25 protein-coding genes and 1 pseudogene are annotated in these 24,246 nt (G+C 65.4%); 2 read left to right on the top strand and 24 right to left on the bottom strand.

Going from position 1 to position 24,246, the window contains the following annotated elements:
• Positions 1-3: 3 nt before the first annotated feature.
• The 17 genes from modA to moaA form a co-directional block, all read right to left on the bottom strand.
• Positions 4-747, bottom strand: coding sequence for a molybdate ABC transporter substrate-binding protein (modA, locus tag HMPREF3114_RS11300; protein WP_053499725.1), 744 nt, complete (start codon positions 745-747; stop codon positions 4-6).
• Positions 748-766: 19 nt separating this feature from the next.
• The gene (locus HMPREF3114_RS11295) at positions 767-1,543 is read right to left on the bottom strand and encodes a helix-turn-helix domain-containing protein (protein WP_005416832.1); all 777 of its coding nucleotides are present in this window, start codon (positions 1,541-1,543) and stop codon (positions 767-769) included.
• Positions 1,544-1,554: 11 nt separating this feature from the next.
• Entirely contained in the window at positions 1,555-2,769 is a 1,215-nt protein-coding gene (locus HMPREF3114_RS11290) for an oxygen-independent coproporphyrinogen III oxidase (protein WP_053499727.1), read from the bottom strand.
• 143 nt (positions 2,770-2,912) lie between these two features.
• Positions 2,913-4,244, bottom strand: a complete 1,332-nt coding sequence (locus HMPREF3114_RS11285) for an MFS transporter (protein ID WP_053499730.1) — start codon at positions 4,242-4,244, stop codon at positions 2,913-2,915.
• Between the two features lie 23 nt (positions 4,245-4,267).
• A complete protein-coding gene (locus HMPREF3114_RS11280; protein WP_053499732.1) occupies positions 4,268-5,167 on the bottom strand; it encodes a peptidylprolyl isomerase in 900 nt (299 codons plus the stop codon).
• Between the two features lie 3 nt (positions 5,168-5,170).
• Positions 5,171-5,878 (bottom strand): respiratory nitrate reductase subunit gamma, encoded by a 708-nt coding sequence (gene narI, locus HMPREF3114_RS11275; protein ID WP_005416840.1) that lies wholly within the window; start codon positions 5,876-5,878, stop codon positions 5,171-5,173.
• Positions 5,875-6,555 (bottom strand): nitrate reductase molybdenum cofactor assembly chaperone, encoded by a 681-nt coding sequence (gene narJ, locus HMPREF3114_RS11270; protein ID WP_005416842.1) that lies wholly within the window; start codon positions 6,553-6,555, stop codon positions 5,875-5,877. Before narJ ends, narI begins: the two co-directional genes overlap by 4 nt.
• Entirely contained in the window at positions 6,555-8,099 is a 1,545-nt protein-coding gene (narH, locus tag HMPREF3114_RS11265) for a nitrate reductase subunit beta (protein ID WP_053499734.1), read from the bottom strand. Before narH ends, narJ begins: the two co-directional genes overlap by 1 nt.
• Positions 8,099-11,842, bottom strand: coding sequence for a nitrate reductase subunit alpha (locus tag HMPREF3114_RS11260; RefSeq protein ID WP_053499736.1), 3,744 nt, complete (start codon positions 11,840-11,842; stop codon positions 8,099-8,101). Before HMPREF3114_RS11260 ends, narH begins: the two co-directional genes overlap by 1 nt.
• A 72-nt stretch (positions 11,843-11,914) precedes the next feature.
• Positions 11,915-13,333 (bottom strand): NarK family nitrate/nitrite MFS transporter, encoded by a 1,419-nt coding sequence (locus HMPREF3114_RS11255; protein ID WP_053499738.1) that lies wholly within the window; start codon positions 13,331-13,333, stop codon positions 11,915-11,917.
• Positions 13,334-13,477: 144 nt separating this feature from the next.
• Positions 13,478-13,843 (bottom strand): hypothetical protein, encoded by a 366-nt coding sequence (locus HMPREF3114_RS11250; RefSeq protein WP_053499740.1) that lies wholly within the window; start codon positions 13,841-13,843, stop codon positions 13,478-13,480.
• On the bottom strand, positions 13,840-14,382 hold the full coding sequence (locus tag HMPREF3114_RS11245; protein ID WP_053499742.1) for a molybdenum cofactor guanylyltransferase: 543 nt from the start codon (positions 14,380-14,382) through the stop codon (positions 13,840-13,842). Before HMPREF3114_RS11245 ends, HMPREF3114_RS11250 begins: the two co-directional genes overlap by 4 nt.
• A gap of 36 nt (positions 14,383-14,418) precedes the next feature.
• Positions 14,419-14,919 (bottom strand): molybdenum cofactor biosynthesis protein MoaE, encoded by a 501-nt coding sequence (locus HMPREF3114_RS11240; RefSeq protein WP_053499744.1) that lies wholly within the window; start codon positions 14,917-14,919, stop codon positions 14,419-14,421.
• A gap of 3 nt (positions 14,920-14,922) precedes the next feature.
• Positions 14,923-15,183, bottom strand: a complete 261-nt coding sequence (locus tag HMPREF3114_RS11235) for a MoaD/ThiS family protein (RefSeq protein ID WP_005413671.1) — start codon at positions 15,181-15,183, stop codon at positions 14,923-14,925.
• The gene (locus HMPREF3114_RS11230; RefSeq protein WP_070489800.1) at positions 15,183-16,436 is read right to left on the bottom strand and encodes a molybdopterin molybdotransferase MoeA; all 1,254 of its coding nucleotides are present in this window, start codon (positions 16,434-16,436) and stop codon (positions 15,183-15,185) included. The genes HMPREF3114_RS11235 and HMPREF3114_RS11230 overlap by 1 nt, the downstream gene beginning before the upstream one ends.
• Positions 16,436-17,431 carry a bifunctional molybdenum cofactor biosynthesis protein MoaC/MoaB gene (gene moaCB / locus HMPREF3114_RS11225; RefSeq protein WP_070489798.1) on the bottom strand — a complete coding sequence of 332 codons (996 nt, stop codon included), beginning with the start codon at positions 17,429-17,431 and terminating at the stop codon, positions 16,436-16,438. The genes HMPREF3114_RS11230 and moaCB overlap by 1 nt, the downstream gene beginning before the upstream one ends.
• 8 nt (positions 17,432-17,439) lie before the next feature.
• Positions 17,440-18,420 carry a GTP 3',8-cyclase MoaA gene (gene moaA / locus HMPREF3114_RS11220; protein WP_070489796.1) on the bottom strand — a complete coding sequence of 327 codons (981 nt, stop codon included), beginning with the start codon at positions 18,418-18,420 and terminating at the stop codon, positions 17,440-17,442.
• Positions 18,421-18,614: 194 nt separating this feature from the next.
• Here moaA and HMPREF3114_RS11215 point away from each other — a divergent pair, with 194 nt between their 5' ends.
• Positions 18,615-19,019 (top strand): hypothetical protein, encoded by a 405-nt coding sequence (locus HMPREF3114_RS11215; protein WP_032954242.1) that lies wholly within the window; start codon positions 18,615-18,617, stop codon positions 19,017-19,019.
• Here the strand turns inward: HMPREF3114_RS11215 and HMPREF3114_RS11210 are convergent.
• Positions 19,013-19,342 (bottom strand): hypothetical protein, encoded by a 330-nt coding sequence (locus HMPREF3114_RS11210; protein WP_005416862.1) that lies wholly within the window; start codon positions 19,340-19,342, stop codon positions 19,013-19,015. The genes HMPREF3114_RS11215 and HMPREF3114_RS11210 overlap by 7 nt on opposite strands.
• A 573-nt stretch (positions 19,343-19,915) precedes the next feature.
• Between HMPREF3114_RS11210 and HMPREF3114_RS11205 the strand changes: the two genes are divergently transcribed.
• Positions 19,916-20,290 (top strand): hypothetical protein, encoded by a 375-nt coding sequence (locus HMPREF3114_RS11205; protein ID WP_053499751.1) that lies wholly within the window; start codon positions 19,916-19,918, stop codon positions 20,288-20,290.
• 19 nt (positions 20,291-20,309) lie between these two features.
• On the opposite strand, the gene HMPREF3114_RS11200 is transcribed toward HMPREF3114_RS11205, so the two are convergent.
• From HMPREF3114_RS11200 to HMPREF3114_RS20620, 6 genes and pseudogenes are all read right to left on the bottom strand, one after another.
• Positions 20,310-20,696, bottom strand: coding sequence for a hypothetical protein (locus HMPREF3114_RS11200; protein WP_070489821.1), 387 nt, complete (start codon positions 20,694-20,696; stop codon positions 20,310-20,312).
• A 244-nt stretch (positions 20,697-20,940) separates the two neighbouring features.
• A complete protein-coding gene (locus HMPREF3114_RS11195; RefSeq protein ID WP_070489794.1) occupies positions 20,941-21,330 on the bottom strand; it encodes a hypothetical protein in 390 nt (129 codons plus the stop codon).
• A gap of 487 nt (positions 21,331-21,817) precedes the next feature.
• Entirely contained in the window at positions 21,818-22,147 is a 330-nt protein-coding gene (locus tag HMPREF3114_RS11190) for a hypothetical protein (protein ID WP_141750810.1), read from the bottom strand.
• A gap of 284 nt (positions 22,148-22,431) precedes the next feature.
• The gene (locus HMPREF3114_RS21005) at positions 22,432-22,872 is read right to left on the bottom strand and encodes a YbbD-related protein (protein ID WP_141239332.1); all 441 of its coding nucleotides are present in this window, start codon (positions 22,870-22,872) and stop codon (positions 22,432-22,434) included.
• 175 nt (positions 22,873-23,047) lie between these two features.
• Positions 23,048-23,411 (bottom strand): annotated as a pseudogene (locus HMPREF3114_RS20625) (RHS repeat protein); the annotation flags it as partial.
• Positions 23,412-23,736: 325 nt separating this feature from the next.
• On the bottom strand, positions 23,737-24,231 hold the full coding sequence (locus HMPREF3114_RS20620; RefSeq protein WP_083297595.1) for an RHS repeat-associated core domain-containing protein: 495 nt from the start codon (positions 24,229-24,231) through the stop codon (positions 23,737-23,739).
• Positions 24,232-24,246: the final 15 nt, after the last annotated feature.

The raw sequence follows: 24,246 nt of genomic DNA, 5'->3' as shown, positions 1-24,246 counted from the left end.
GCCTCAGGGGGTGCCGAACCCGTGCTTGGCCAGAATCGCCTGGCCCTGTGCCGAACGCACGAAGGCAGCGAAGCGCCGTGCCTCTGCCGGCTGCGTACTGGCCCTGGTCACCGCCAGCGGATACGCAATGCGCCCGGACACCGGCACCGCGAACGCACGGCGCACCCGGTCGGGCATCGCCTGCGCATCGGTGGCATAGACGAAGCCGGCATCCACTTCACCGCGCGCCACGTAATCCAGCGACTGACGCACGTTCTGCGTGGTGATGGTCTTGCCCTGCACCGACGACCACAGGCCCGCCACTTCCAGCGCGCCCTTGGCATAGCGGCCGACCGGCACGCTGTCCGGGTTGCCCAGTGCGATGCGCTGCACACCGGCACCGGCCAGGTCCTTCAAGGTACGCGGCGCCGCCTTGGCCTGCGGTGGCACCACCACCCACAGCGCGTTCACCGCGAACACCTCGCGGGTGCCGGCCGCCAGCAGATCCTGCTGCTGGGCCTGGTCCATCGTGGTTTCGTCGGCCGAGGCGAACACATCCACCGGCGCACCGCGGCTGATCTGTTGCAGCAACACGCCGGACGCGGCGAAGTTGAAATCGACCTTGGTGCCCGGGTGCGCCTTCTCATAGGCATTGCCCAGTTCGCGGAAGCTCTCGGTCAGGCTCGATGCCGCCGAAACGGTCAGCGTGGCCGCCCAGGCCGGCACCGTGGCCAGCAGGCCCAGCAACAACAGTCCAGCTCGCTTCATCGTCAGCTCCCGGCCAGGTTCAGTTCGGATCGGATTCGTCGGCCACCGCCAGCGCGGCCAGGCGCTCGGGCTGCAGCAGCAGGATCTCACGCTGCTTCACCGCGATGATCCCATCATCGCTCAGGCGGCGCAGCACGCGGCTGGCGGTTTCCGGCGCCATCCGCAGGTAGTTGGCGATCTCGGTACGCGCCATCGTCAGGTTGAAGCGCGTGGCAGAAAAACCGCGCCGCGCGTAGCGCTCGGACATGTCCAGCAGGAATGCGGCCATGCGCTCTTCGGTACGGTGGTTGGCGGCCAGCGTGGCGACCTTGCCGATCTCCGCACTGAGCAGGCTGAACAGCTTGGCCTGCAGCCCGGGCATGCGCGTGGCCAGCGAGCTCAGCTTCGGGAACGAGATGCGGCACAGATGCACCGTATCCAGCGCCACCGCATTGCAGGGGAAGCGCGAACCATGGATCGCATTCAGGCCGATCACTTCGCCCGGCAGGCTGAAGCCCAGCACCTGCTCGTTGCCCTGGCTGTCGTCGACGAAGGTCTTGACCATGCCGGCGCGCACCGCAGCAATCGAATCAAACGACTCGCCAGCGCGGAAGATGTAGTCACCCGCATGGAACGGACCGACGTGGTCGACCAGCACGTGCAGATCGCCCAGTGCGGTCTTGTCGTAGCCCTGCGACATGCAGGCGTCGGAAAACGCGCAGGTGCTGCAGAAGTGCAGCGCGTCGCCGTCATCGGCGGCGGCGGGGTTCGGGGTGGCCTGTCCAAGGCGGCCGTGCGAAGGCGGATTCGAAGACATCTGGGCAAGACTCAAGCGATGGCGGCCGCCGGCCGGAAGCATGCGGCCATCATACGCCACAGCAGGCGCCCTTCTTCGGCCAGCCGCAGCACGCGCGCATCCCAGTGCGCCCAGCCGCGCGCCAGCAACGGTGCCAATGCTGGCAGCTGCCCGGCGAAGCATTCTTCAAACGGTTCATCGTTGCGCCATTCGAAGGCAGCCGCATCGAGCGCGTGATCGCAGGCGATACTCTGCGCCACCTCGGCCGCCAGTCGCTCGTCTTCGGACAGGATCAATCCGGCAGACACGCCCATATGCCCGGCCTGCAGCCGCGCACGCCATTCGCCCAGTTCATCCTCCAGGCGGTAGAACACCTCGCCGATCTGGCTGCAGGCGGACAGGCCAAGCCCGATGAAATCGCTGCGGTCGCGGCGTGGCACGCCGGCCAGGTCACAATGACGCTGGCCATCGCCCGGGCCATGCGGGATCGGCAGGTCGCCGCGCTGGTAGTGGTCACCACCGATCGGTTCGTAGCCGGCTGCGCGCAGCAGGCGCCAACTCTGCAGCCATCGTTCCGCCGAGGGATGCTCTGGCAGCGCGCAAGGCGCCGGCAGCAGGATGCGCTCGGGCGCTTCGGCCAGCACCTCATGCAGTCGTTCGATGAAGCCGGTATCCGCGCTGCCGGGCACCCGCAACTGGTAGTAGCGCGCGGTAAAGCCCACCTGTCGCGCATGCGCCAGCAGCGTCGGCCCGGGTGCATCGGCGCGATCGATCACGTTCAGGCGGGTGCAGCCCACCGCACGCAGTTGTGCCGGCGCCAGCGCGCTGCCCGCGTCCAGCCGCACCTCCACCTGTGGCCGCGCCACGGTGCGCAAGTACTGCGGCACGGCATCCAGCAGCTGGCCCAGCTGCGGTGGCGGCAGCGTCTCGGCCAGCCCCAACTGCAGCACCATTGCCACCACCTCGCGATCTTCAGCCAGCGCGCCGGCCTGCAGGCGCAGCGCCAGCAGCAGGGTGTCCAGATACGCCTGCGGTGGTACGTCGCGCCCGCCACGACCCGCCTGGAAGCCGAGCGTCAAACCACGCGGGATCAGGTGCTCGTTGCTGGCGCGCACGGCGGCGCGCCACCCGCTTTCGCCAAAGCCGGTACTGAACTGGTCAGCCGGCGGAAACAGCACGTGCCGTGGCTGCCGCAGCAATGCCGCCTGCAGCGCAGTGTCCTCGCTCTCGTCAACGTGGAAGCTCATGGCAGACATCTTCGGGCGTTCCTCTTCGCGTGGCCCTGATTGAAATCAAGCGTGGCGCATCTGATGGTTCCTGCCGGCCAGCGGCCGGTACTACCCTTTCACCCACCACTCGGTCGTGCCGGCCGCTGGCCGGCATCACCCCTTCACCCGCCGCGCACCCGCTCGGCGGCGGCCGCGTCGATGGCTTCGGGCAGGTCGGTTTCGCGGTCGATCTGCGGGAAGTGGCGACGTTCCATGCGGCGGATCGCGAAATGCATCCACGCCAGTGCAGCCGCCACCAGCACGAACAGCAGCATGAAGCAGCTGCTCCAGATGCCCACCGCATCGTTCAACGCGCCAAACACGATCGGCAGAACGAAGCCACCGAGGCCGCCGATCATGCCGACCACGCCGCCCACCGCGCCCACATGCCTGGGGTAATACACCGGAATGTGCTTGTAGACCGCGGCCTTGCCCAGCGACATGAAGAAGCCCAGCACGAACACCAGCACGGTGAACATCACCACGCCGATGGCAAGATGGAAATGGAGCGGGCCGTGGATACCCTTCACCACATACTCGGTATCCGGGTAGGCCAGCAGGAAGGTGCAGATGGCCGACACGCCAAAGGTCCAGTACATCACCCGGCGCGCGCCCATCCGGTCCGACATCCAGCCACCGACCACACGGAACAGGCTGGCCGGGATCGAATAGCACGCCGCCAGCATGCCGGCGTGGCCCACGTCCATGCCATAGGCGCCAACCAGGTAGTGCGGCAGCCACAACGCCAGCGCCACGAAGCCGCCGAAGACGAAGAAGTAGTACAGCGAGAACCGCCATACCTGCAGGTTCTTCAGTGGTGCCATCTGCTCGGCGAACGGCACCGGCTTCACGCCTTCGCGGCGGCGCTGTTCCAGAGACGGGTCTTCCTTGCTGAAGAGGAAGAACAGCACCGCAGTGACCGCCAGCGCGACGGCCCAGACCTTGGCAACCATGGTCCAGCCGGCCGCCACCATCACCAGCGGCGCCAGCAGCTTGGTCACCGCCGAACCGATGTTGCCGGCACCGAAGATGCCCAGCGCAGTGCCCTGCCTGCTGGCCGGGAACCACTTCGAGACGTAGGCCACGCCCACCGAGAAGTTGCCGCCGGCGATACCCACGCACAGCGCGGCAACCAGGAACTGGCTGTAGGTCTGTGCGTAGGTCAGCATCCAGGTAGCGACTGCACCACACAGCATCACCAGCACCATCACCTTGCGGCCACCGAACTGGTCGGACCAGATGCCGAGGAAGACGCGGCTGACCGAGCCGGTCAGCACCGGCGTGGCGATCAACAGGCCGAACTGGGTGTCATTCAAGCCGAGCTGTTGACTGATCTGGATACCAATGATCGAGAAGATCATCCACACCGCAAAGCACACGGTGAAGGCGAACGTGCTCAGCCACAGCGCACGTTGCTGCTGCCCGGCACTGGCGGGGGCAAGGGCCTGGTTCATGAATTTTCCTCGTTCAAAGGGGTTCAGCCGATATCCGCTTCGGCTTCGATCTCATCCAGCCCGCGCACCGGGTAGCGTTCCTGCAACTGCAGCAGGTAGGCCTGCACCTCGCGCTGCCGCACCTGCAGCTCCAGGTAGTCACGCAGCTGCGGCAGCACGGCCTCGAACGGCTGCGGCTGGCCTTCCTCGCGGGCATCGACGCAGACCACGTGGTAGCCCCAGCGCGATTCCACCGGGAAACCGGCCAGGCCTTCGCGCAGGCGGAACACCTGTCGGTCGAACTCCGGCGTGGTCTGCCCACGCTGCAGCCAGCCCAGGTCACCGCCTTCGCTGCTGGACGGGCAGCGTGAATGACGCAGGGCGAAATCGGCGAACAGGTGCGGCGACTCCTTCAGCAGTCCGACCAGCCGCTCGCCCTCGGTGCGTGCAGCGAAGCGCCCGGCCACGTCGTCGGCCGGTGCGGCCAGCAGGATATGGCGCAGGCGCACACGGTCGGGGGAGCGGAAGCGCTCCGGGTTCTGCTCGAAGTAGCGCCGGCAGTCTTCATCGGTCGGCACGCGGTCTTCGATCGCGTCTTCCAGCAGCTGCTGGATCAGCACTTCCTCGTCACTTACCCGGTTACCCTCCGGCGCCTGCAGGCCCAGCCGCTGCGCTTCCAGGCGCAGCAGTTCGCGCACCACCAGTGCACGTGCCGCTTCGGCACGTGACTGTTGCGGGCGCATCGCCCGGTGGTGCTGCATCTCGCGGGCGATGTCGGCCTCGCTGATCGCGGTCTCGTCCACGAACAGCCGGCACGGTGCCGGCTGCCCGAGCGAACGCGGCCCCTGCGCCGCCGCGTCATGGTGGTGCGAATGCGCCTCGGCGGGAACCGGTGCGGCGGAGTCGATCACGGTAATCGGCAGGAATTTCGGCAGGCTGCCCATGGATTACTCCCGCGGCCCATAGCGCAGCGTGGCCTGACGGCGGCGCACCACCTGGTAGGGCCGCCACAGGTAACTGATCGGAATGCTCCATACGTGCACCAGGCGGGTGAACGGCGCGATCAGGAACAGGGTCAGGCCCAGGAAGATATGCATCTTGTAGACCCAGCTGACGCCCTCGATGTAATCAGCGGCACCGGCACGGAAGGTCACGATGTGCTGCGCCCACTCGGCCAGCTGCACCATCACCCCGCCGTCCAGGTGACCGGACGAGACGCGGATGCTGTAAAGGCCCAGGCACAGCTGCGCGAACAGCAGCACCAGCACCAGGGTGTCACCGAAGCTGCCGGTAGCCCGAACACGCGCATTGAACAGGCGGCGTACCAGCAGGATGCTGATACCGATGAAGCACAGTGCGCCGAACACACCACCGACCACCATCGCCAGCATCTGCTTCTGCGAGGAGGTGATGAAGTGCTCGTACACCGCGTGCGGCGTCAGCAGCCCGACCAGGTGGCCGCCGAGAATGGCCAGGATGCCGATGTGGAAGCAGTTGCTGCCGAGCCGCATGCCCTTGTCCGACAGCATCTGACTGGAGCCGGTGCGCCAGGTGTACATGGCCTTGTCATAGCGGGCCCAGCTGCCGATCAGCAGCACTGCCACGGCGATGTACGGGTAGTACTGGAAGGCGAATTGATGCAGGGAGTAACTCATGGCTGGACCTCACGATGCGAAGGACGGGCCGGCGAACGCACGGGCGGCTTGCAGTCTTCGGCAGGGGCTTCGGCGCCGAAGCGCACCGCCTCCTCCTCCCACAAGCGGTCCATGGCCTCGGCGGTATCGTCGCGGACTTCCTCGCTGGCACGCTGGCGCAGCGCCTGCAGATCGGCCTTGCCGTCACCGGCTTCGACCAGGATCTCGAACAGCACCCGGTGCGGCAGCTCACGCTCGGCGGCACGCGCGGCCAGCATCCCGGCGATATGGCCGATGTGGTGCAGCCACTCGCGGGCCTCGCTACCGGGGCGGTGGGCCAGGAACTCCAGCAGCAACGGCAGGTAATCCGGCAGCTCGCGGGCATCCAGTTCGAAGCCGTTGCGGCGGTAGGTTTCGACCAGATCGACCATGGCCTGGCCGCGGTCGCGCGACTCGCCATGGATGTGTTCGAAAAGCAACAGGCTCATCGAACGGCCGCGGTCGAAACTGGCCAGCCACGCCGCCTGTGCATCCAGCGCGTCGGTGGCCAGCAGCTGCTGCACGAAGCTGCGCAGCTGCTGGCGGCGGGCGGGGTTCAGCGCCGGGTCGTCACAGGCGGCGAGCAGCTCCTCGCCGTGCTCCCACAGTTCCTCGCGGGGGTAGTCCAGCAACACCCCGACCAGCTTGAGCACGCTCATCACACCACCTCCTTGCGGCGCTGGTTCGGGCCCTTGTCCACCACGAAGGTGGTGGTCTTGCGCTGCCCGAACAGGTCCGCCGGGCTGTCACCATTGCAACCGTTTCCGAAGGTGAAGCCGCAGCCGCCGCGCTCACCGAAGGCGTCGTTGGCGTACTCGCGGTGGCCGGTCGGAATCACGAAACGGTCCTCGTAGTTGGCAATGGCCAGATAGCGGTACATCTCTTCCACCTGGGCGATGCTCAGCCCGGTCTGTTCCAGCACCGCGGTGTCTTCCACGCCGTCCACGTTCTTGGCCCGGCGCCAGGCACGCATCGCCATCAGCCGCTCCAGCGCGCGTACCACCGGCGCCTCGTCACCGGCCGTCAGCAGGTTGGCCAAATAGCGCATCGGGATGCGCAGCGACGCCACGTCCGGCAGCTCGCCGCTCATGCCCACGCGGCCACGCTCGGCGGCGGACTGGATCGGCGACAGCGGCGGCACATACCAGACCATCGGCAGCGTGCGGTATTCCGGGTGCAGCGGCAGCGCCAGCTTCCAGTCGATCGCCAGCTTGTACACCGGCGACTGCTTGGCCGCATCCAGCCAGCTGTCCGGGATGCCTTCCTTGCGCGCGGCGGCGATCACTGCCGGATCGTTCGGGTCCAGGAAGATGTCCAGGTGGGCCTGGTACAGGTCCTTCTCGGCGGCTACCGAAGCGGCCTCGGCGATGCGGTCGGCGTCGTACAGCATCACGCCCAGGTAGCGGATGCGGCCCACGCAGGTTTCCGAGCACACGGTTGGCTCACCCATCTCGATGCGCGGGTAGCAGAAGATGCACTTCTCCGACTTGCCGCTCTTCCAGTTGTAGTAGATCTTCTTGTACGGGCACGCCGACACGCACATGCGCCAGCCGCGGCACTTGTCCTGGTCGATCAGCACGATGCCGTCTTCCTCGCGCTTGTAGATCGCGCCCGAGGGGCACGCCGAGACGCACGCCGGGTTCAGGCAGTGCTCGCACAGGCGCGGCAGGTACATCATGAAGGTCTTTTCGAAGGCGCCGTAGATCTCCTTCTGCACTTGGTCGAAGTTGTAGTCGCGTGAGCGCTTGCTGAACTCCGAACCGAGGATCTCCTCCCAGTTCGGGCCCCACTCGATCTTCTGCATGCGCTCGCCACTGATCAGCGAACGCGGGCGTGCGGTCGGCTGGTGCTGGCTGTCCTTGGCGGTGTGCAGGTTCTGGTAGTCGAAATCGAACGGCTCGTAGTAGTCGTCGATCTGCGGCAGGTCCGGGTTGGCGAAGATCTTGGCCAGCATGCGCCAGCGGCCACCCGCGCGTGGCACCAGCTTGCCGGCGCGGGTGCGCACCCAGCCGCCGTTCCACTTGTCCTGGTTCTCCCATTCCTTCGGGTAGCCGATGCCCGGCTTGGTTTCCACGTTGTTGAACCAGGCGTACTCGACGCCCTCGCGCGAGGTCCAGACGTTCTTGCAGGTGATCGAGCAGGTATGGCAGCCGATGCACTTGTCCAGGTTCAGCACCATCGCGATCTGTGCACGGACCTTCATCACACCACCTCCTTTACAGCTGCAGGTACTGCCTCATCGTCCAGCCAATCGATCTTGTCCATCTTTCGCACGATCACGAACTCGTCGCGGTTGGTTCCGCAGGTGCCGTAGTAGTTGAAGCCATAGGCCAGCTGCGCGTAGCCGCCGATCATGTGGGTCGGCTTGAGCACGATGCGGGTCACCGAGTTGTGGATGCCGCCGCGGGTGCCGGAAATCTCCGAGCCCGGCACGTTGATGATGCGTTCCTGCGCGTGGTACATCATCGCCATGCCCGGCATCACGCGCTGGCTGACCACCGCACGCGCGGCGATCGCACCGTTGACGTTGAACAGCTCGATCCAGTCGTTGTCGACGATGCCGGCACTGCGCGCGTCGTCCTCGCTGATCCACACGATCGGACCACCGCGCGACAGCGTCTGCATGATCAGGTTGTCGCTGTAGGTGCTGTGGATGCCCCACTTCTGGTGCGGGGTGATCCAGTTCAGCACGATCTCCTTGTTGCCGTTCGGGCGCTGGTTCAGCAGCGGCTCCACCGTGCGCGTGTTGACGGGCGGGCGATAGCTCATGAAGGCCTCGCCGAAGTCGATCATCCATTCGTGGTCCTGGTAGAACTGCTGGCGACCGGTCACCGTGCGCCACGGAATCAGCTCGTGCACGTTGGTATAGCCGGCGTTGTAGCTGACGTTGTCGTCTTCCAGTCCCGACCAGATCGGCGAAGAGATGATCTTGCGCGGCTGCGCCTGGATGTCACGGAAGCGGATCGCCTCGTGCTCCTTGCCCACCGCCAGATGCGTATGCTCGCGACCGGTGAAGGCGCCCAGCGATTCCCAAGCCTTCACCGCCACGTGGCCGTTGGTTTCCGGCGCCAGGTGCAGGATTACTTCGGCCGCGTCGATCGCGGTCGAGATGGCCGGGCGCCCCCGGCTTATGCCTTCTTCGTGCACGGTGTGGTTCAACTTGCCGAGGAACTCGACCTCGTGCTTCGTGTCCCAGCTCATGCCCTTGCCGCCGTTGCCCTGCGTGTCCAGCAGTGGGCCGAGCGAGGTGAACTTGCGGTACAGGTTCGGGTAGTCACGCTCCACCACCGTCATCGACGGCATGGTCTGGCCCGGAATGGCCTCGCACTCGCCCTTCTTCCAGTCGGCCACGCCGAACGGCATGCCCAGCTCGTTGGGGGTGTCGTGCAGGGTCGGCACCAGCACCAGGTCCTTCTCCACGCCCAGCACGCCCGGCGCCATCTCGCTCACGGTGCGGGCCACCTCCTTGAAGATGTCCCAGTCGCTGCGCGATTCCCACGCAGGGTCCACCGCCTTGGACAGCGGGTGGATGAACGGGTGCATGTCCGAGGTGTTGAGGTCGTCCTTCTCGTACCAGGTTGCCGTCGGCAGCACGATGTCCGAGTACAGCGCGGTGGTGCACATGCGGAAGTCGAGCGTGACCAGCAGGTCCAGCTTGCCTTCCGGCGCGTCGTCGCGCCACTTCACCTCCTGCGGCTTCACTGCGCCCATTTCGCCCAGGTCCTTGCCCTGCAGCCCGTGGCGCGTACCCAGCAGGTGCCGCAGCATGTACTCGTGGCCCTTGCCCGAGGAACCGAGCAGGTTCGAGCGCCAGATGAACATCATGCGCGGGTGGTTCTGGCTGGCGTCCGGGTCGGCGAAGGCGAAGTCCAGCGAGCCATCCTTGAACTTGCCCAGCGCGTAGTCCGCCGGGGCCACGCCGGCCGCTTCGGCCTCGCGTACCAACTGCAGCGGGTTGCGGTCCAGCTGCGGGGTGCTCGGCAGCCAGCCCATGCGCACCGCGCGCAGGTTCAGGTCGGCCAGGCTGCCGCTGTACTTGCGGGCATCGGCCAGCGGCGACAGCAGCTCGTCCACCTGCAGCTTCTCGTAACGCCACTGCCCGGTGTTGAAATAGAAGAACGAGGTGCCGTTCATGTGGCGCGGCGGCTTGCTCCAGTCCAGGCCGAACGCGAGCGGCTGCCAGCCGGTCTGCGGGCGCAGCTTCTCCTGGCCCACGTAATGCGCCCAGCCGCCGCCGGTCTGGCCCACGCAACCACACATGATCAGCATGTTGATCAGGCCGCGGTAGTTCATGTCGTTGTGGAACCAGTGGTTCATGCCCGCGCCGACGATGATCATCGAGCGGCCGTGGGTCTTGTCGGCGGTACGCGCGAACTCGCGGGCGATCTCGATCACCTCGGCGCGCGACACGCCGGTGATGCGCTCCTGCCACGCCGGCGTGCCCGGCACCCTGTCATCGAAGCTCGATGCCACGTTGCCGCCGCCAAAGCCACGGTCCACGCCGTACTGGGCCAGCAGCAGATCGTAGACCGTGGCCACCAGCGTCTCGCCGCCGTCGACCGTGGCCAGGCGGCGCACCGGAATGTTGCGGTCCAGTACGTCTTCGGCCGGTGCGGCGGTCCAGCCGTCGCTTTCAATGCCACCGAAGTACGGGAAGCTCACCGCCTCGATGCCGTCGTTGGCGTCGGACAAGCTCAGGCGCAGGCGCGTGTCGGCGCCATTGCTGGCCTTCTCTTCGATGTTCCAGCGGCCCTTTTCACCCCAGCGGAAACCGATCGAGCCATTGGGCACCACGATCTGGCCGCTGTTCTCGTCGTAGGCCAGGGTCTTCCAGTCCGGGTTGTTGGCTTCACCCAGCCCGCCCAGCTCACTGGCGCGCAGGAAGCGGCCCGCCACCAGGCGGCCATCGTCGCGGCGCTCCAGGCGCACCAGCATCGGCATGTCCGAGTACTGGCGGCAGTAGTCCTGGAAATACTGCGAGGGCGAATCGACATGGAACTCACGCAGGATCACATGGCCGAACGCAAACGCCAGCGCAGCGTCGGTGCCCTGCTTGGGGTGCAGCCAGTGGTCGGTCAGCTTGGCCAGCTCGGAATAGTCCGGGCAGATCGCCACCGTCTTGGTGCCGTTGTAGCGCGCTTCGGTGAAGAAGTGCGCATCGGGCGTACGCGTCTGCGGCACGTTCGAGCCCCAGGCGATGATGTAGCGGCTGTTGTACCAGTCGGCCGATTCGGGCACGTCGGTCTGCTCGCCCCAGATCTGCGGCGAGGCCGGCGGCAGATCGCAGTACCAGTCGTAGAACGACAGGCAGGCGCCGCCCAGCAGCGACAGGTAACGCGCGCCGGCGGCGTAGGACACCATCGACATCGCCGGAATCGGCGAGAAGCCGACCACGCGGTCCGGGCCGTACTGCTTCACCGTGTACAGATTGGAAGCGGCGATGATCTCGTTGGCCTCTTCCCACTGCAGGCGCACGAAGCCGCCCATGCCGCGGCGGGTCTTGTACGAACGCGCCTTCTCCTTGTCTTCAACAATGCTGGCCCAGGCATCGACCGGGGCCTTGCTCCTGCGCGCTTCGCGCCACAGGCGCAGCAGCGTGCCGCGGATCAGCGGGTACTTCAGCCGGTTGGCGCTGTACAGGTACCAGGAGTAGCTGGCGCCACGCGGGCAGCCACGCGGTTCATGGTTGGGCAGGTCCGGACGCGTGCGCGGGTAATCGGTCTGCTGGGTTTCCCAGGTGACCAGGCCGTTCTTGACGTAGATCTTCCAGCTGCAGGAGCCGGTGCAGTTCACCCCATGGGTGGACCGCACGATCTTGTCGTACTGCCAGCGGGCGCGGTAACTGTTTTCCCAGTCGCGGCCCTCGCTCTTGGCAAATCCATGGCCATCGGCAAAGGTCTGGGGGTCACGCTTGAAGAACTGCAAGCGATCGAGGAAATAACTCATCGGGGATCTCCCTTTGCGGACATCGGCATCGTGGCTGTGTGTGTCATCTGGCTGCGGTGCGTTTTCATGTCGTCAGCAGGGTGTCTCGGCACCGCGCCGGTAGTACCACCACCAGGTCACGGCCAGGCAGGTGACATAGAAAACAACGAATCCGTACAGCGCCATGTCGGGGCTGCCGGTCAACGTAATGGACGAGCCGTAGCTCTTGGGAATGAAGAAACCGCCGTAGGCGCCAATCGCACCGGAAAAGCCGACCACCGCAGCCGACTCGATGCTGGCCTGGTGCGCGGCGGTAGCCTTGCCCTCGGCGTTGTCGTTGGCCGACCAGCGCTCATGCAGCGTGCGGAAGATCACCGGGATCATGCGGAAGGTCGTGCCGTTGCCGATGCCACTGAGCACGAACAGCGCCATGAAGCTGAGCAGGAAGCCATGGAAGTTGCCGCCCTGGCCATCGCTGGGCAGGAAGTGCAACACACCGAACACCGCGGCGATCATCAGCGCGAACACCCAGAAGGTCAGGCGTGCGCCACCCCAGCGGTCGGCCATGCTGCCACCCACCGAGCGCATCAGTGCGCCCAGCAGCGGGCCGATGAAGGCGTAGGCCAGCGGGTTCACGTCCGGGAACTGGCTCTTCACCAGCATCGGGAAGCCGGCCGAGAAACCGATGTAGGAACCGAAGGTACCGATGTACAACCAGCACATCAGCCAGTTGTGCTTGCGGCGGAAGATCACCGCCTGCTCGGAGAACGACGAGCGGGCGCTGGTCAGGTCGTTCATGCCGAACCAGGCCGCGATGGCGCACAGCGCGATGGCCGGCACCCAGATGAAGCCGGCGTTCTGCAGGAACAGCGGTGCCCCACCCTCCACCGTGGGCTGCGGTGCACCACCCAGCGCACCGAACACGCCTACAGTGATGACCAGCGGGATCACCGCCTGCGCCACCGACACGCCCACATTGCCCAGGCCAGCGTTCAGGCCCAGCGCCAGGCCCTGCTTCTGCTTGGGATAGAAGAAGGAGATGTTGGACATCGACGATGAGAAGTTCGCGCCACCGAAGCCGCACAGGATCGCGATGGCCACGAACACCCAGTACGGCGTGGCCGGGTCCTGCACCGCAAAGCCGAGCCAGAGCGTCGGCGCCAGCAGCGAGGCGGTCGACAGCGCGGTCCAGCGGCGGCCGCCGAAGATCGGGATCACGAACGAATAGAAGATGCGCAGGGTCGCGCCGGACAGGCTGGGCAGCGCCACCAGCCAGAACAGCTGGTCGGTGCTGAAGTTGAAGCCGATCTTCGGCAGGCTGATCGACACCGCCGAGAACAGCACCCAGACCGAGAAGGCCAGCAGCAGCGAGGGGATCGAGATGACCAGGTTGCGGGTGGCAACCCGCTTGCCGGTGCGCTCCCAATAGCCGGGGTCCTCCGGCGTCCAGTCGCTGATGACGCGACCCGGACGGGCAGTGCTGCGGACAACAGGATCGCTACCGACGGTCATACATGGCTCCAAGGCTGTGGAATGACGTGGGTATTGCTTTCAAGTTGTGACCCGTCGTCGTGCAGCCATTAGGCCGTGCGGCAACTACGACGGGGTTGATCTGGATCAATCAGGGGCCGGTTTTCACCCTGCCCCTGACAAATGTCAAACCGATGAAGCGGTATTGCGGCGCGTGACTCCGCGCTGGCGCACGCTGTCGCGCACGTCCACATCGAACTGCAGCTGAAGCCGGCTGCCATCTTCCAGGGCAATGTCGAATGGCAGGCCATCCCGGCACGGCAGCCGCGCCGCCAAGGCCTCAACCGCCGGGCGCGGCAGCACCAGGCGGCAGAAGGTGCCACCATCGAGCAGCACCGGCCGCTCGCCGCCATGCAGCGACACCGCCATGCCCCAACCCTCGATACCGCCGAAGCGGGTCATGTTCTCGACCGATTCACCGGCCAGCAGGCGCGCCAGTTCGGCCTCGTCCAGGCGAAGCCGTACCGATTGGTCCTGCAACTGCACTTTCATGACGCAACATCCTCCCATTGTTCGGGGGTATTGCAGTTGACCAGCCCGGCCTCGTCAATCGGCGCCAGGGCCACGGAATTCACGCCAAGACGGCGCTGCAGGGCCTGCAGCGAGCGCGGGCCGTCCGGGTCATCCAGCATCGATCCAAGTACGTTGCGGCAAGCATCGTCTATATCCACCAGCATGGGCAGGGGGTGGCCCGCAAAGATCGTGCATGGACCGCGATGGCCGTCACGCAATTGCTGTAGCAATCGCGGCGGCAGCAGCGGTGTATCCACCGGCACCACCCAGGCCGGGCCATCGGGCATGCGCATCGCCACGCTGTAGAGCCCGCCCAGCGGCCCGCAACGTGCCACGCGGTCCGGTATGCCGCCGAACGCCGGGTAATTTCCGCTGACCCAGACCTCGCGTGCGCCAGCCTGCATCAACAGGCCCCGCATGTGTTCCAGCAGCGTGCGCCCCTGCCACGGCAGCAGCGCCTTGTCGCGGCCCATCCGGGTGGACAGGCCACCGGCCAGCACGATGCCGGTGATGCTCATCGCAGTAGAGCCACGCCATGCGTGGCTGCGCCGGCATCAATGTTGATGATCGTGCGCATGGTCATGGGCATCGGCGGGTTCACTGTCCGCGTGGCAGAGGCTGCAGCCCTCGCTCCATTCGCTGTCGCCGTCCTCGTAATGCTCTTGTTTCCAGATCGGGCACTGGTGCTTCACCGCTTCAATCAGCTGCCGGCAGGCCCGGAATGCCTCGTCACGGTGCGGGCTGCCGGCGGCCACCACCACCGCCACATCACCGATGCCGAGCCGGCCCTTGGCATGGGCCACATACAGCTTCAGCTTCGGGCCAAACGTCGCCTCGACCTCGGCGGCCAACCGCTTGAACTCGTTCAACACCAGCGGCTCGAACAGGTCGTAGGTGATCCCGGTCACCGGCCGGCCGATGTTGACGTCGCGCACCTTGCCGATGAACACATCGATGCCACCGAAGCCCGGATCGGAGACCGCCGCGATGCCCTCGGCCGGATCGATCGCCGCCTGCGCGCGGTCCACCACCTTGGCAATGATCGTCTCGCTCATCGCTCAGCCCCCGCTCACCGGCGGCAGGATCGCCACCCGGCCATCGTCGGGCAGCGCCTCGTGGTCGCGCAGCACGCGTTGCTGATCGGCGAATGCCGAGTAATCCAGCAGGCCGGCACGGAAACCCGGCCAACGCAGTGGCAGCAGCTCGCGCAGCGCCTGGCGCAGATCGGCCACGGTGCCACCGGCCACCTCCACCGCGATTTCACGGCTTGCATCCAGATCGGAAAACGCACCGAACAACTGCAGATTCACCTGTCTCATCACGGCTCCTGGCTCGCCAGCTGCACCGGGTCCTGATGACCCCAGCCCTGCACGCGCACTGGCGTGCCGGCAGCGGCCACGCCGCCCTCGCCTTCCAGCACCACCCAGGCGTTGGCCTGCAGCATGGACTTCAAACGGAATGATTCCTGCCCGGACAGCACGCGCGCACTCAGGCGCCCCTGCGCGTCCACTTCCACCCGCGCCCGCGCATGGAAACGCAGGCCCGGCGGCGTGCGCACGTCGGCCTGCAGCGGCAGCGTCAGCACCGGCTCCGGTGCCAGCCCCAGCAGGCGGCGCAGCACCGGCTCGACGAAGAAACGCTGGCCCACGGCCGCCGAGACCGGGTTGCCCGGCAGGCCGAAGTACAGCGCGCCATTGGGCAGCACCGCAAACAGCAACGGCTTGCCGGGACGGATCGCCACCTTGTGGAACACGATGCGCGCACCCCGTCCGCGCAGCGCGTCGGGAACGAAATCGTAGCGACCGGCCGACACCGCGCCGGTGCTGATCAACAGCTGCGCACCCGCAGCCAGCGCTTCATCCAGCACCGCATTGAACGCGGCCACGTCGTCGCCCACCGTGCCCTGCCACACCACCTCGGCACCGGCGGCCTGCAGGCGGCCAACCAGGTATGGCCGGTTGCTGTCACGAATCTGCCCGGACGCCAGCGTCTGCGCCGCCTCGGTCACCAACTCCTTGCCGGTAGCGATCACTGCCGCCTTCGGCCGCGCCACCACCGCCACCTGGCCCACGCCGATCGCATGCAGCAGGGTGCGCGCGTTGATATCCAGCACCTGCCCGGCCTGCAGCACGCGCTCGCCGTCGCTTACATCCTCGCCGCGCAGGCGCACGTTCTGGCCCGGCTTCACCAATCCCTTCAGGGCAATGCGGGTCGGGCGGCCGTCCTCGCTGGCGAGGATCTCCACACTCTCGACCGGCACCACCGTGCCCAGCCCAACCGGCATGCGCGCGCCGGTCATGATTTCCCAGGCACCCTCGCCGCCTTCGGCGCCAGCATCGCCGGCCGCTTGCCAACCCTGCACCGCGAATTCGGTACCGGCTTCGAACGTCGCGCCGTTGGCGCGCAGCGCGAAGCCGTCCATCGCCGAATTGTCGAACGGCGGCAGCGACTGCGCGCTGTGGATGTCACTGGCCAGGGTGCGGCCCCCGGCCTCATGCAGCGGCAGATGTTCGGCCGGCAGCGGTGTGGCCGCGTCCAGCAGGTGCTGCAAGGCCTCGCTGTAGGCAATCATCAGTGGCCACCGCCATCGACCATCGACAGGGCGTGGCCCAGTACCGGCGCCAGGATGTCCAGGCACTGCGCCGCCGCTTTAGGGCTGCCCGGCAATGCGAACACCAGCATGTTGCCCAGCTGCACCACCTCGGCGCGGCTCAGCCAGGCCATCGGCGTGTGCTGTGCGCTGAGTGCCCGCACCATCTGCGCCAGGCCATGCACCGGCCGCGCATTCAACGAACGCAGCGCCTCCGGGGTCAGGTCACGCGGGCCCAGCCCGGTACCGCCGGTACACAGGCACAGGCGCACGCCCTCGGCGGCCAAGGCCTGCAGGCGGCCCGCCAACGGCTCGATGCCATCGGGCAGCACTTCGGTGGGTACCACCTCGCCCCCCAGCTTCTTCAGCCCGGTCACCAGGGTCGGGCCAGAGATATCCTCATAGGTGCCTTCACTGGCACGATCGCTCAGCGTGATCACTGCGCAGGCCGCCCCCTGCAGCCCCTTCGGCGCACGCGGCTTGAACCTCTCACGCTCGGCCTCGTCCATGCCATCCGGGTGCAGCCAGACACCGCGCTTGCCGCCTTCCTTGAACAGCAGGCGGATACCTTCGATGCGCAGCGCCGGTTCCACCGGCTTGCTCAGGTCGTACAGGGTCAGCAGCGCCGCGTTGACGCCGGCCAGTGCCTCCATCTCCACGCCGGTGCGCGCCTCGCTGGCGCACTCGCACCACACGCGGATCGCCTGCCGCTCCGGCACCGCCGCGCAGAACACCTGCACCAGTTCCAGCGGCAGCGGGTGGCACAGCGGCATCAGCATCGAGGCCATCTTGGCGCCCTGCAGGCCGGCAATCTCGGCCATCACCAGCGCATCGCCTTTGGGCAGGCGGCGCTCGACGATCAGCGGATAGGCCACTGGGCCGGCATGCAACTCGCCCACCGCCACCGCACGGCGGCGGGTGATGCGCTTGTCACGGACATCGGCCATATGGAAGGCCGCATTCAATTCCCCACTCATCGTGTTGCTCATCCTCCGATGGAGGCCAGGTGCGGGGTCAGCCCGGTCTGGCCCTGGTGCAGTCCATGCCCGGCCGCTTTCAGGCCAAGCTGGGTGGTGATGCGTGCCAGCAGCGCGTCGTGGTCCTCATCGCGCTGCAGCAGCGGTCGCAGCGGCACGCCGAACTCGCCGAACAGGCACAGCCGCAGGTCGCCCTTGGCGGTCACCCGCAAACGGTTGCAGCCCTTGCAGAAGTCACGCGAATACGGCGCGATGATGCCGATGCTGCCGCGATGGTCAGGGTGGCTGAACTCGCGCGCCGGGCCGGCATCGGCGGCGCGCGGGCGCTCGTGCCAGCCAGCGGCCAGCAGCTGCTCGATCACCCGATCGGCGCGCAGGTGGTGGCGCTGGAAATAGGCTTCGTTGTCGCCGGTGCGCATCAGTTCGATGAAGCGCACGCTGAAGGGGCGATCGCGCAGGTACTCCATCCACTGCGGCAGCTCGTCGTCGTTCAGGCCACGCAGCAGCACCGCGTTGAGCTTGATCGCCGGCAGGCCTAACGCCTGCGCCAGGGCCAGGCCCTGCTGGATCTCCGGCAGCCGGTCATGCCCGGTGATGGTGTGGAAGCGTTCGCGCTGCAGGCTGTCCATGCTCACGTTCAGCGCGGTCAGCCCGGCCCGGTGCCAACCCGGCAAGCGCCGCGGCAGCAGCGTGCCATTGGTGGTGATGGCCACCTTGCGGATGCCCGGCACCGCCGCCACGGTGGCGATGATCTCGTCCAGGTCCTTGCGCAGGCTGGGCTCGCCACCGGTCAGGCGGATCTTGCTCATGCCCAGCGCGGCAAACGCACGCACCAGGCGCGCGATTTCATCCACCTGCAGGAAGCGCGGGCGGCCATCGGCCTGGTAGCCCTCGGGCAGGCAGTAGCTGCAACGGAAGTTGCAGGCTTCGGTCAACGACAGGCGCAGGTACGGAAAGCTGCGTCCGAAACCGTCGGTGAGTTGGCTCATGGCTGGTCCACCTTGTTGCTCCACCGTCTTGCCTGTGCCCGGAACGGCCCGGATACCCTCGCCTGCTGGAACGATTGCCAGAGTACGCGGCCTTCAGTTCCATCGGCATGACTTAAATCAATCGCGTTCGGCCCCGCGCGGCAGGCGTTGTGGCAGCATGCGGCTTTCCGTGCAGCGGGCGTGTGACAACCCTCATGATGATGAACGATTTCCAGCAACTGCTGCACGCCGCCGGCGAGCAGGCTGAACCGCAACGCCTGCTGTTCGTATTCGTGCGCGCCGAGCTGCCCGAATCGCCCACCAGCGACCAGCGCGACCGGCATGACCGCCGCGAGGGCGGCACCCTGTCGCCGGTGCTGTGCGTGGACAAGCTGCCGGCCGAGGTGCCCAGCTTCCAGGCGCTGGCGGCCGAATCGACCACCACCGGCATCGACTGGGACCTGGTGTTCGTAGCGGCGCTGGATGGCCGTGGCGGTTTCGCGCCGAACAGCGACGAAGCCGCGCGCCCGTTGCGGCTGATGGTCAACGCCATCCATGACGGTCAGATCGGCCGCTTCGCCGCCTTCGACCGTGGCGGCGAGCCCGTTCAGTTCTATTGAGCCACCAGCTGCAGGGTCAGGAAGAAGATCACCAGCACGGTGTTCAGCCCCCAGGCCACGGTCAGCCCGCGCGCCGCCACGCCCAGGTTGGGGTTGTGCGCGGTGGGCGCCGCCCGCCAGACCGCCGGGATGATCCAGCCGGTATAGAGCAGCAGCACGGCAAATACGCCCAGCAGCAGCGTGGTGCGCTGGTTGGCCAGCGCCCAGAGGGCCACCGCCCACAGAATGTTGCTGGGAATGACGCCCTGCAGCCAGAACACACTCCACAGGCGGGAACGGCCTTGGGTGTCGGGGGTGGGGTGCAGCGAAGCGGTGGCGGTCATAAGTCTCCTTCTGTTTAGGAAACGTGCTGAGCAAGCCTGCGCTTGGTGGCTGGGAACGTCAACCCGAGTCGCACGTCACGCTTTGGCGCCTGTAGACGCGGGCCATGCTCGACACAGGTCGCTCCCCGCAGAGCCTGTCGTCATCGCCCCTCCCCCCTTGTTCCCTAACGCCCCCCAACCTCGACATCTGTCGCAGATTGCACGGTGCGGGCGGACCGCCGCGCCAGCCAGCGCTGGCAGTGCTTAACAGCATGGGAGAATGCCGAAAGCGTCTCCAATCGAGTGATGTTTACAACTCTTCTGATTGGCATTGCACAGCGCCAGGGGCTCAGATGGCGTGCCACCGGAAAAGGGTGGCCGGGCTTCGAACACCCGAGTTGATGTTGATGTATGCGCTTGCCAGCCGGCGCCACCTCAGCGTGGCGCCGGCTGGCAATCCGTCTGCCGGCTATGGCGGGCGGTGCGTGGGGGCCTTCGGGCCCGCCGGACTGACATCAACCCGGTGTTCGAACCACGTACCGTCCGCCACTTTTATGAGTGGCGGCTACCGATTGCCCTGCACGGAGCCTTGCCATGAACGAATCGGACTTCCCGCCTCTGCACGCCTACCGCAGCACCGCCCCTGACGACGGTTCGTCACCGGCTGCGCCTGCGGTTGACTGGAACACCTTCATTGCCAACCTCCACCGCATCGGCTCCGGTGCGGCGGCCGACGGGCAACCCTGGCCGGAGCGTCACCAGCTGCCCGGCCGCTGCCTCGCCCTGGCCGACGCCGATTGCGCGTTGAGCGGGTTGCGGGTGGTGCTGGAAATGCTGCTGGCGGCCGAACGCACCCGTCAGAACGGCGACCCCGGGCAGTACGTGGGCGACCGGGTGATGGAGGGGTTGGTCATGGCCTGTCAGTCGTTGTGCGCGCAGGCGGTGGGGCGCTTGCAGCCCGAAGGGTGAATGTCATGTGCAACGCCCTTCAGCGAGAACCGCCTTCCACCCGACATGCCAGCGGCGTAGCGCCCTTCGCCGAGGGAATCGCGAGTACATTCCAGCGCTCGGCCAAGGTGCGTTCGACGCGGAAAGAAAATGACCGTGCCTCGGCGGGCATCTTCCCTTCAGAGAAGCCGATGGCTATCTCGAAACGATCCAATCCGAGGTTCCCCGCCTCCAGTCCTGAGCCATCTTCCCGCTTCACTCCGACGTAGATGACAGGGCGCTTCACGTCCACCTTTGACCTGGCAAGCTGGCGATCCAATTCAGCGCTGCGATCGAAGTACTGCATTCCTTCGTCCTTGGCGATAGAGCTGAGGGTCTGCTTGAACCGATTCACGCCCTCTTGGTCATGCACGCAGAACTGGATCATCTTGAAGGGCCGCTTTCCTACAGCCCATGCGCCGCCAGAGAATCCAAGTCCGACTCCAATCAGAAGTAGTGCTGTCAGGATCCTCACCATCATCAAGGCCCCAGTTTGCAGAGTGTGGCGGCCAACGTCGCCGCAGGGCCAAAAATCATGACCCCAGCCACATCTCCGCTCGGTCTTCTCAGGCGCCTTCCCCCGGATGAGGGAGACCTTGTCGGGGGTGAGGAATCTGGGCACGGAATATCTTTCAGGGCACTGCACCCGCCATCGGCAGATGCTCGATCCGCCATGTCCTGGCGTAGATGAGAATTACGCTTCCGGTCGAGGTAGTCTCGATACGGAAACACTTCAGGCCGGACAACGGATAGCCGACCGCCTTCCAACGATCAAGAAGATGAGCAAGCCCCGGCTCGTCGTCCTCGACCCTGGCGAACTCTATTCCCTCCTCCCCCAGTACGCCGAAGTTCATGAGCGCCGAGCACCCGTAGGCTTCCGAGAAGCAGACGGTTGCCTGCCGGCCGTCCGGCCAGCGCACGTGGACCTTTACCTCGTCGCATACGCCAGGTTTGCTCCTATCAATGTTGATGGCCAGCAACGTGGCGTCACACCATTCGAGAGAGTTGAAATCTTGGTTCATCTACTGGAATCCACCAGATGCATACCACGGTGGTGCGACCTCGTCCGCCCCTTCCTCTCTCTCACCACTCCTGAAGCTCCCCAAGGTTGAGATCCCGAGCATAGGAGCGCCGACTACTGATCAGCACCGGCTTGGATGCGAACCTCCGGCCGTCCGTGCATTCAACGGTGAATTGGTAGCTCTGGGGTTCCGGCCCTGCAACGACCATCATGGGGACCGAGAATGTGCTTCCAACCGGTTTCGACGAAACTACACCTTCGCCCTCCCCGAGCATGCTCAGCTCACAATCGAGAGCGCGAACGTCACCCTGACCTGGCGGCACGCTTCCCGAGACGCACAGGATCATATCGCCACCCAATGTTGCACAGCCGGCCAGAACCAGACCGGCCATGACAGCTGCGGCACACCTCACCTTTGGCATCCTCGGATCCTCAGTACGCACTGCGACGTCTCACGCCGATAACCATTCAGGCACGCACCAACCTCATCAATAGATACCCGCCATGATACGAAGGTAGTCGTCGAGCGAATCCACCCGCCGATTGACTGCAATACCCCGTTCTTTCGCGAGCGATTGAAGCTCGAATATTAAAACTCCATATCCCGAGTCCCAGCCATCAGCTTCACCAGGCGACAGTTCCTTCGAAAATCGATCTCCAGGACGGAGCTTCCCGGAGGGCAAACGAAGCTCGTCTGCAACATGCTCCAGCAGCTCCACTACGGTTTCCTGATCCAGGCCACTGTCCGCATAGTATTGGTCATAGAAGCCAGTTGGCGACAGCGCCTCTCTTTCTCTCATTTTTTCTTTCATTTCCATTCGCCTCCATCCACCGCCTGCGCTGCAGCCACAATAGAGCATGGAGCCGACATCCCAGAACCCCTCCCATACAGTCGTCAACACGGCCACGCGCCCCAGGACCTGCCGGAACCTGCGATGCTCTGACAGCGCCTTCCCATTCGCGAACATGGCCAGTGGCGAGGTCAATGTGACCCATGCCCGACCTCGACGCTCGGCCGGAAAGTAGCGAATCAGGCACCGGGAAAGGACATCGCAAAGTGCCAGCCACGCATTTCGCTTCCCAGGCGAGACCGCCCAGCCACTTATAGCGCTATTCCGCTGTAAACAAGGCCCAGCTCTTCATCGCGCATGACCCAGCGGCCAACATTTCCCTCCGGACACAGATAGAACTTGCCGCCATGGCTTGACGCTCGCGACCACGCGTTGCGGGCAAACTGAGGAAATCTCCGCATGACTCGCGCGTCGGACATCTCCGGCCTGCTCACCAGCCTACATTCTTCGGGCAAAGCAAGAACCCCGCTGGTCAGGCGGAAAACCAGCCACGATTCATTTGTGTCCATGTCGTGCGACTCGCGTATGTTGACTGCATCCTCTGGCAACCATGAAGGCAACCATTTCGATTCACCGATTGCTTGCCTTGAGACGGCTTGATTGCGGTCTGCATACTCTGTGCTGGCAACTTCCATGCAACCAGAAAGTGCGATTGACAGCGTCACGATTGGGAGCAGCTTGGGAGCGTACATCTGAGGCATCCGAGTCATCAGTAAGGGGAGTTTCCACCGGGTCGATAGCTCCCGCACATCTGCGAGCAACTCCCCGTACGGCTCATTTGCCCAGATGATCGTCCGAGGCGGATTGCCAGCTGATCCGCAGCGGAGTCAGCGGTGGAGTCGCCCTTGATGTTTTGATCGAACCACTATAGTTGTAAAACAACCCGCTCGCATCCGTGGCTGCTGGCCCGGGAAGCGCAACGCCAGTTCGAACGCCACACCATCGCCATCCGGATCGGCACTCGGAATCTGGCTGCCGAACACCTCGCTCTTGTTGCTCCACTCCCAGATCGCCACATCGCGCACCGGATCGATCACCACGTGCGGTGTGCCCAGATGATCTGGCTGCAAGTAGGCAAGTTCCAGCACGCCGATATCCGGCACATGATCAGCGCCACCGGATAGTTGTCCAGCGAGATGGCCTGCCGCTGCGCCTGGCCGATGGCTGAATAGGTGCCCAGCTACTGCCCAGCCTCATCGTACGGGGCGATCTGGGCTTCGCCACCGGCCGGGAGCGCAGCATGCGCGGCGAGCGGCGAGCGGCGAGCGGCCGGAGTGCACTTGGAAACAGTGCCGAATTCATCTTCGGACAGATTGCCGGTTCAGGCCGTCATGGCTTGAAGACGATCAATTCACACGTCCCCTCTACATCCGCACCTCTCTGCCAATCAGAGAAGTGGCGATGCTCCCATGCATCGTTACTTTCCATCTCCTGAGCACACTCAGTCAGGAACGCGGCAAGGAGGCGCGCTTCAGCTGGCCGGACTTGCAGAACCACCTCCTCTAGCCGGCCGGGGTCATCAACGAGCTGTCTTTTCCCGTAAATCTTCATCTATTTCATGCCCCTTCGTTTCCTTCCACTATGACTTCTCCGCCGAAAGCCTTGAATATGTCGCATTTGACTGGATCACCACGCTCGCATCCCTCGCGAGCAATTTGTTTGGCTACATTCAGAGCTCCGCCGCACATCGAGAGCGAAAATCCCTTCCCCCGAAGGAACTGCTTGACTCTATCAGAAAGGCCCGCCGGATCCGTCCCGTGACTCCCACTTCCGTCCTGGTTCACGATGATTTCCTTACAGCCTCTCGCGCAAACGTGGGCGTGACGTTGTTGGCCCTCAACATGCGGATTATCCACTCGAACAGTGGTCGGGCGCCCACCAGTAACTTTCTCGGTTCTGCCCGAGTTCGCTAACCCGTGTGGATCTACTCCCGGAAGGGGATCTCCCTCAACGTAAGCGAAGGTACTTATTCCCCCCTCCAATCCAATCGGATCACTTTGCGAATAGCGCCCCACAGCCGGGTCGTACTCGCGCTGGTAGTTGTAGAACAACCCACTCGCATCCGT

The sequence above is a fragment of the Stenotrophomonas sp. HMSC10F07 genome (assembly GCF_001807895.1).
GTDB classification, from domain to species: domain Bacteria; phylum Pseudomonadota; class Gammaproteobacteria; order Xanthomonadales; family Xanthomonadaceae; genus Stenotrophomonas; species Stenotrophomonas sepilia.
This window is presented reverse-complemented; position numbering and strand designations above follow the sequence as displayed.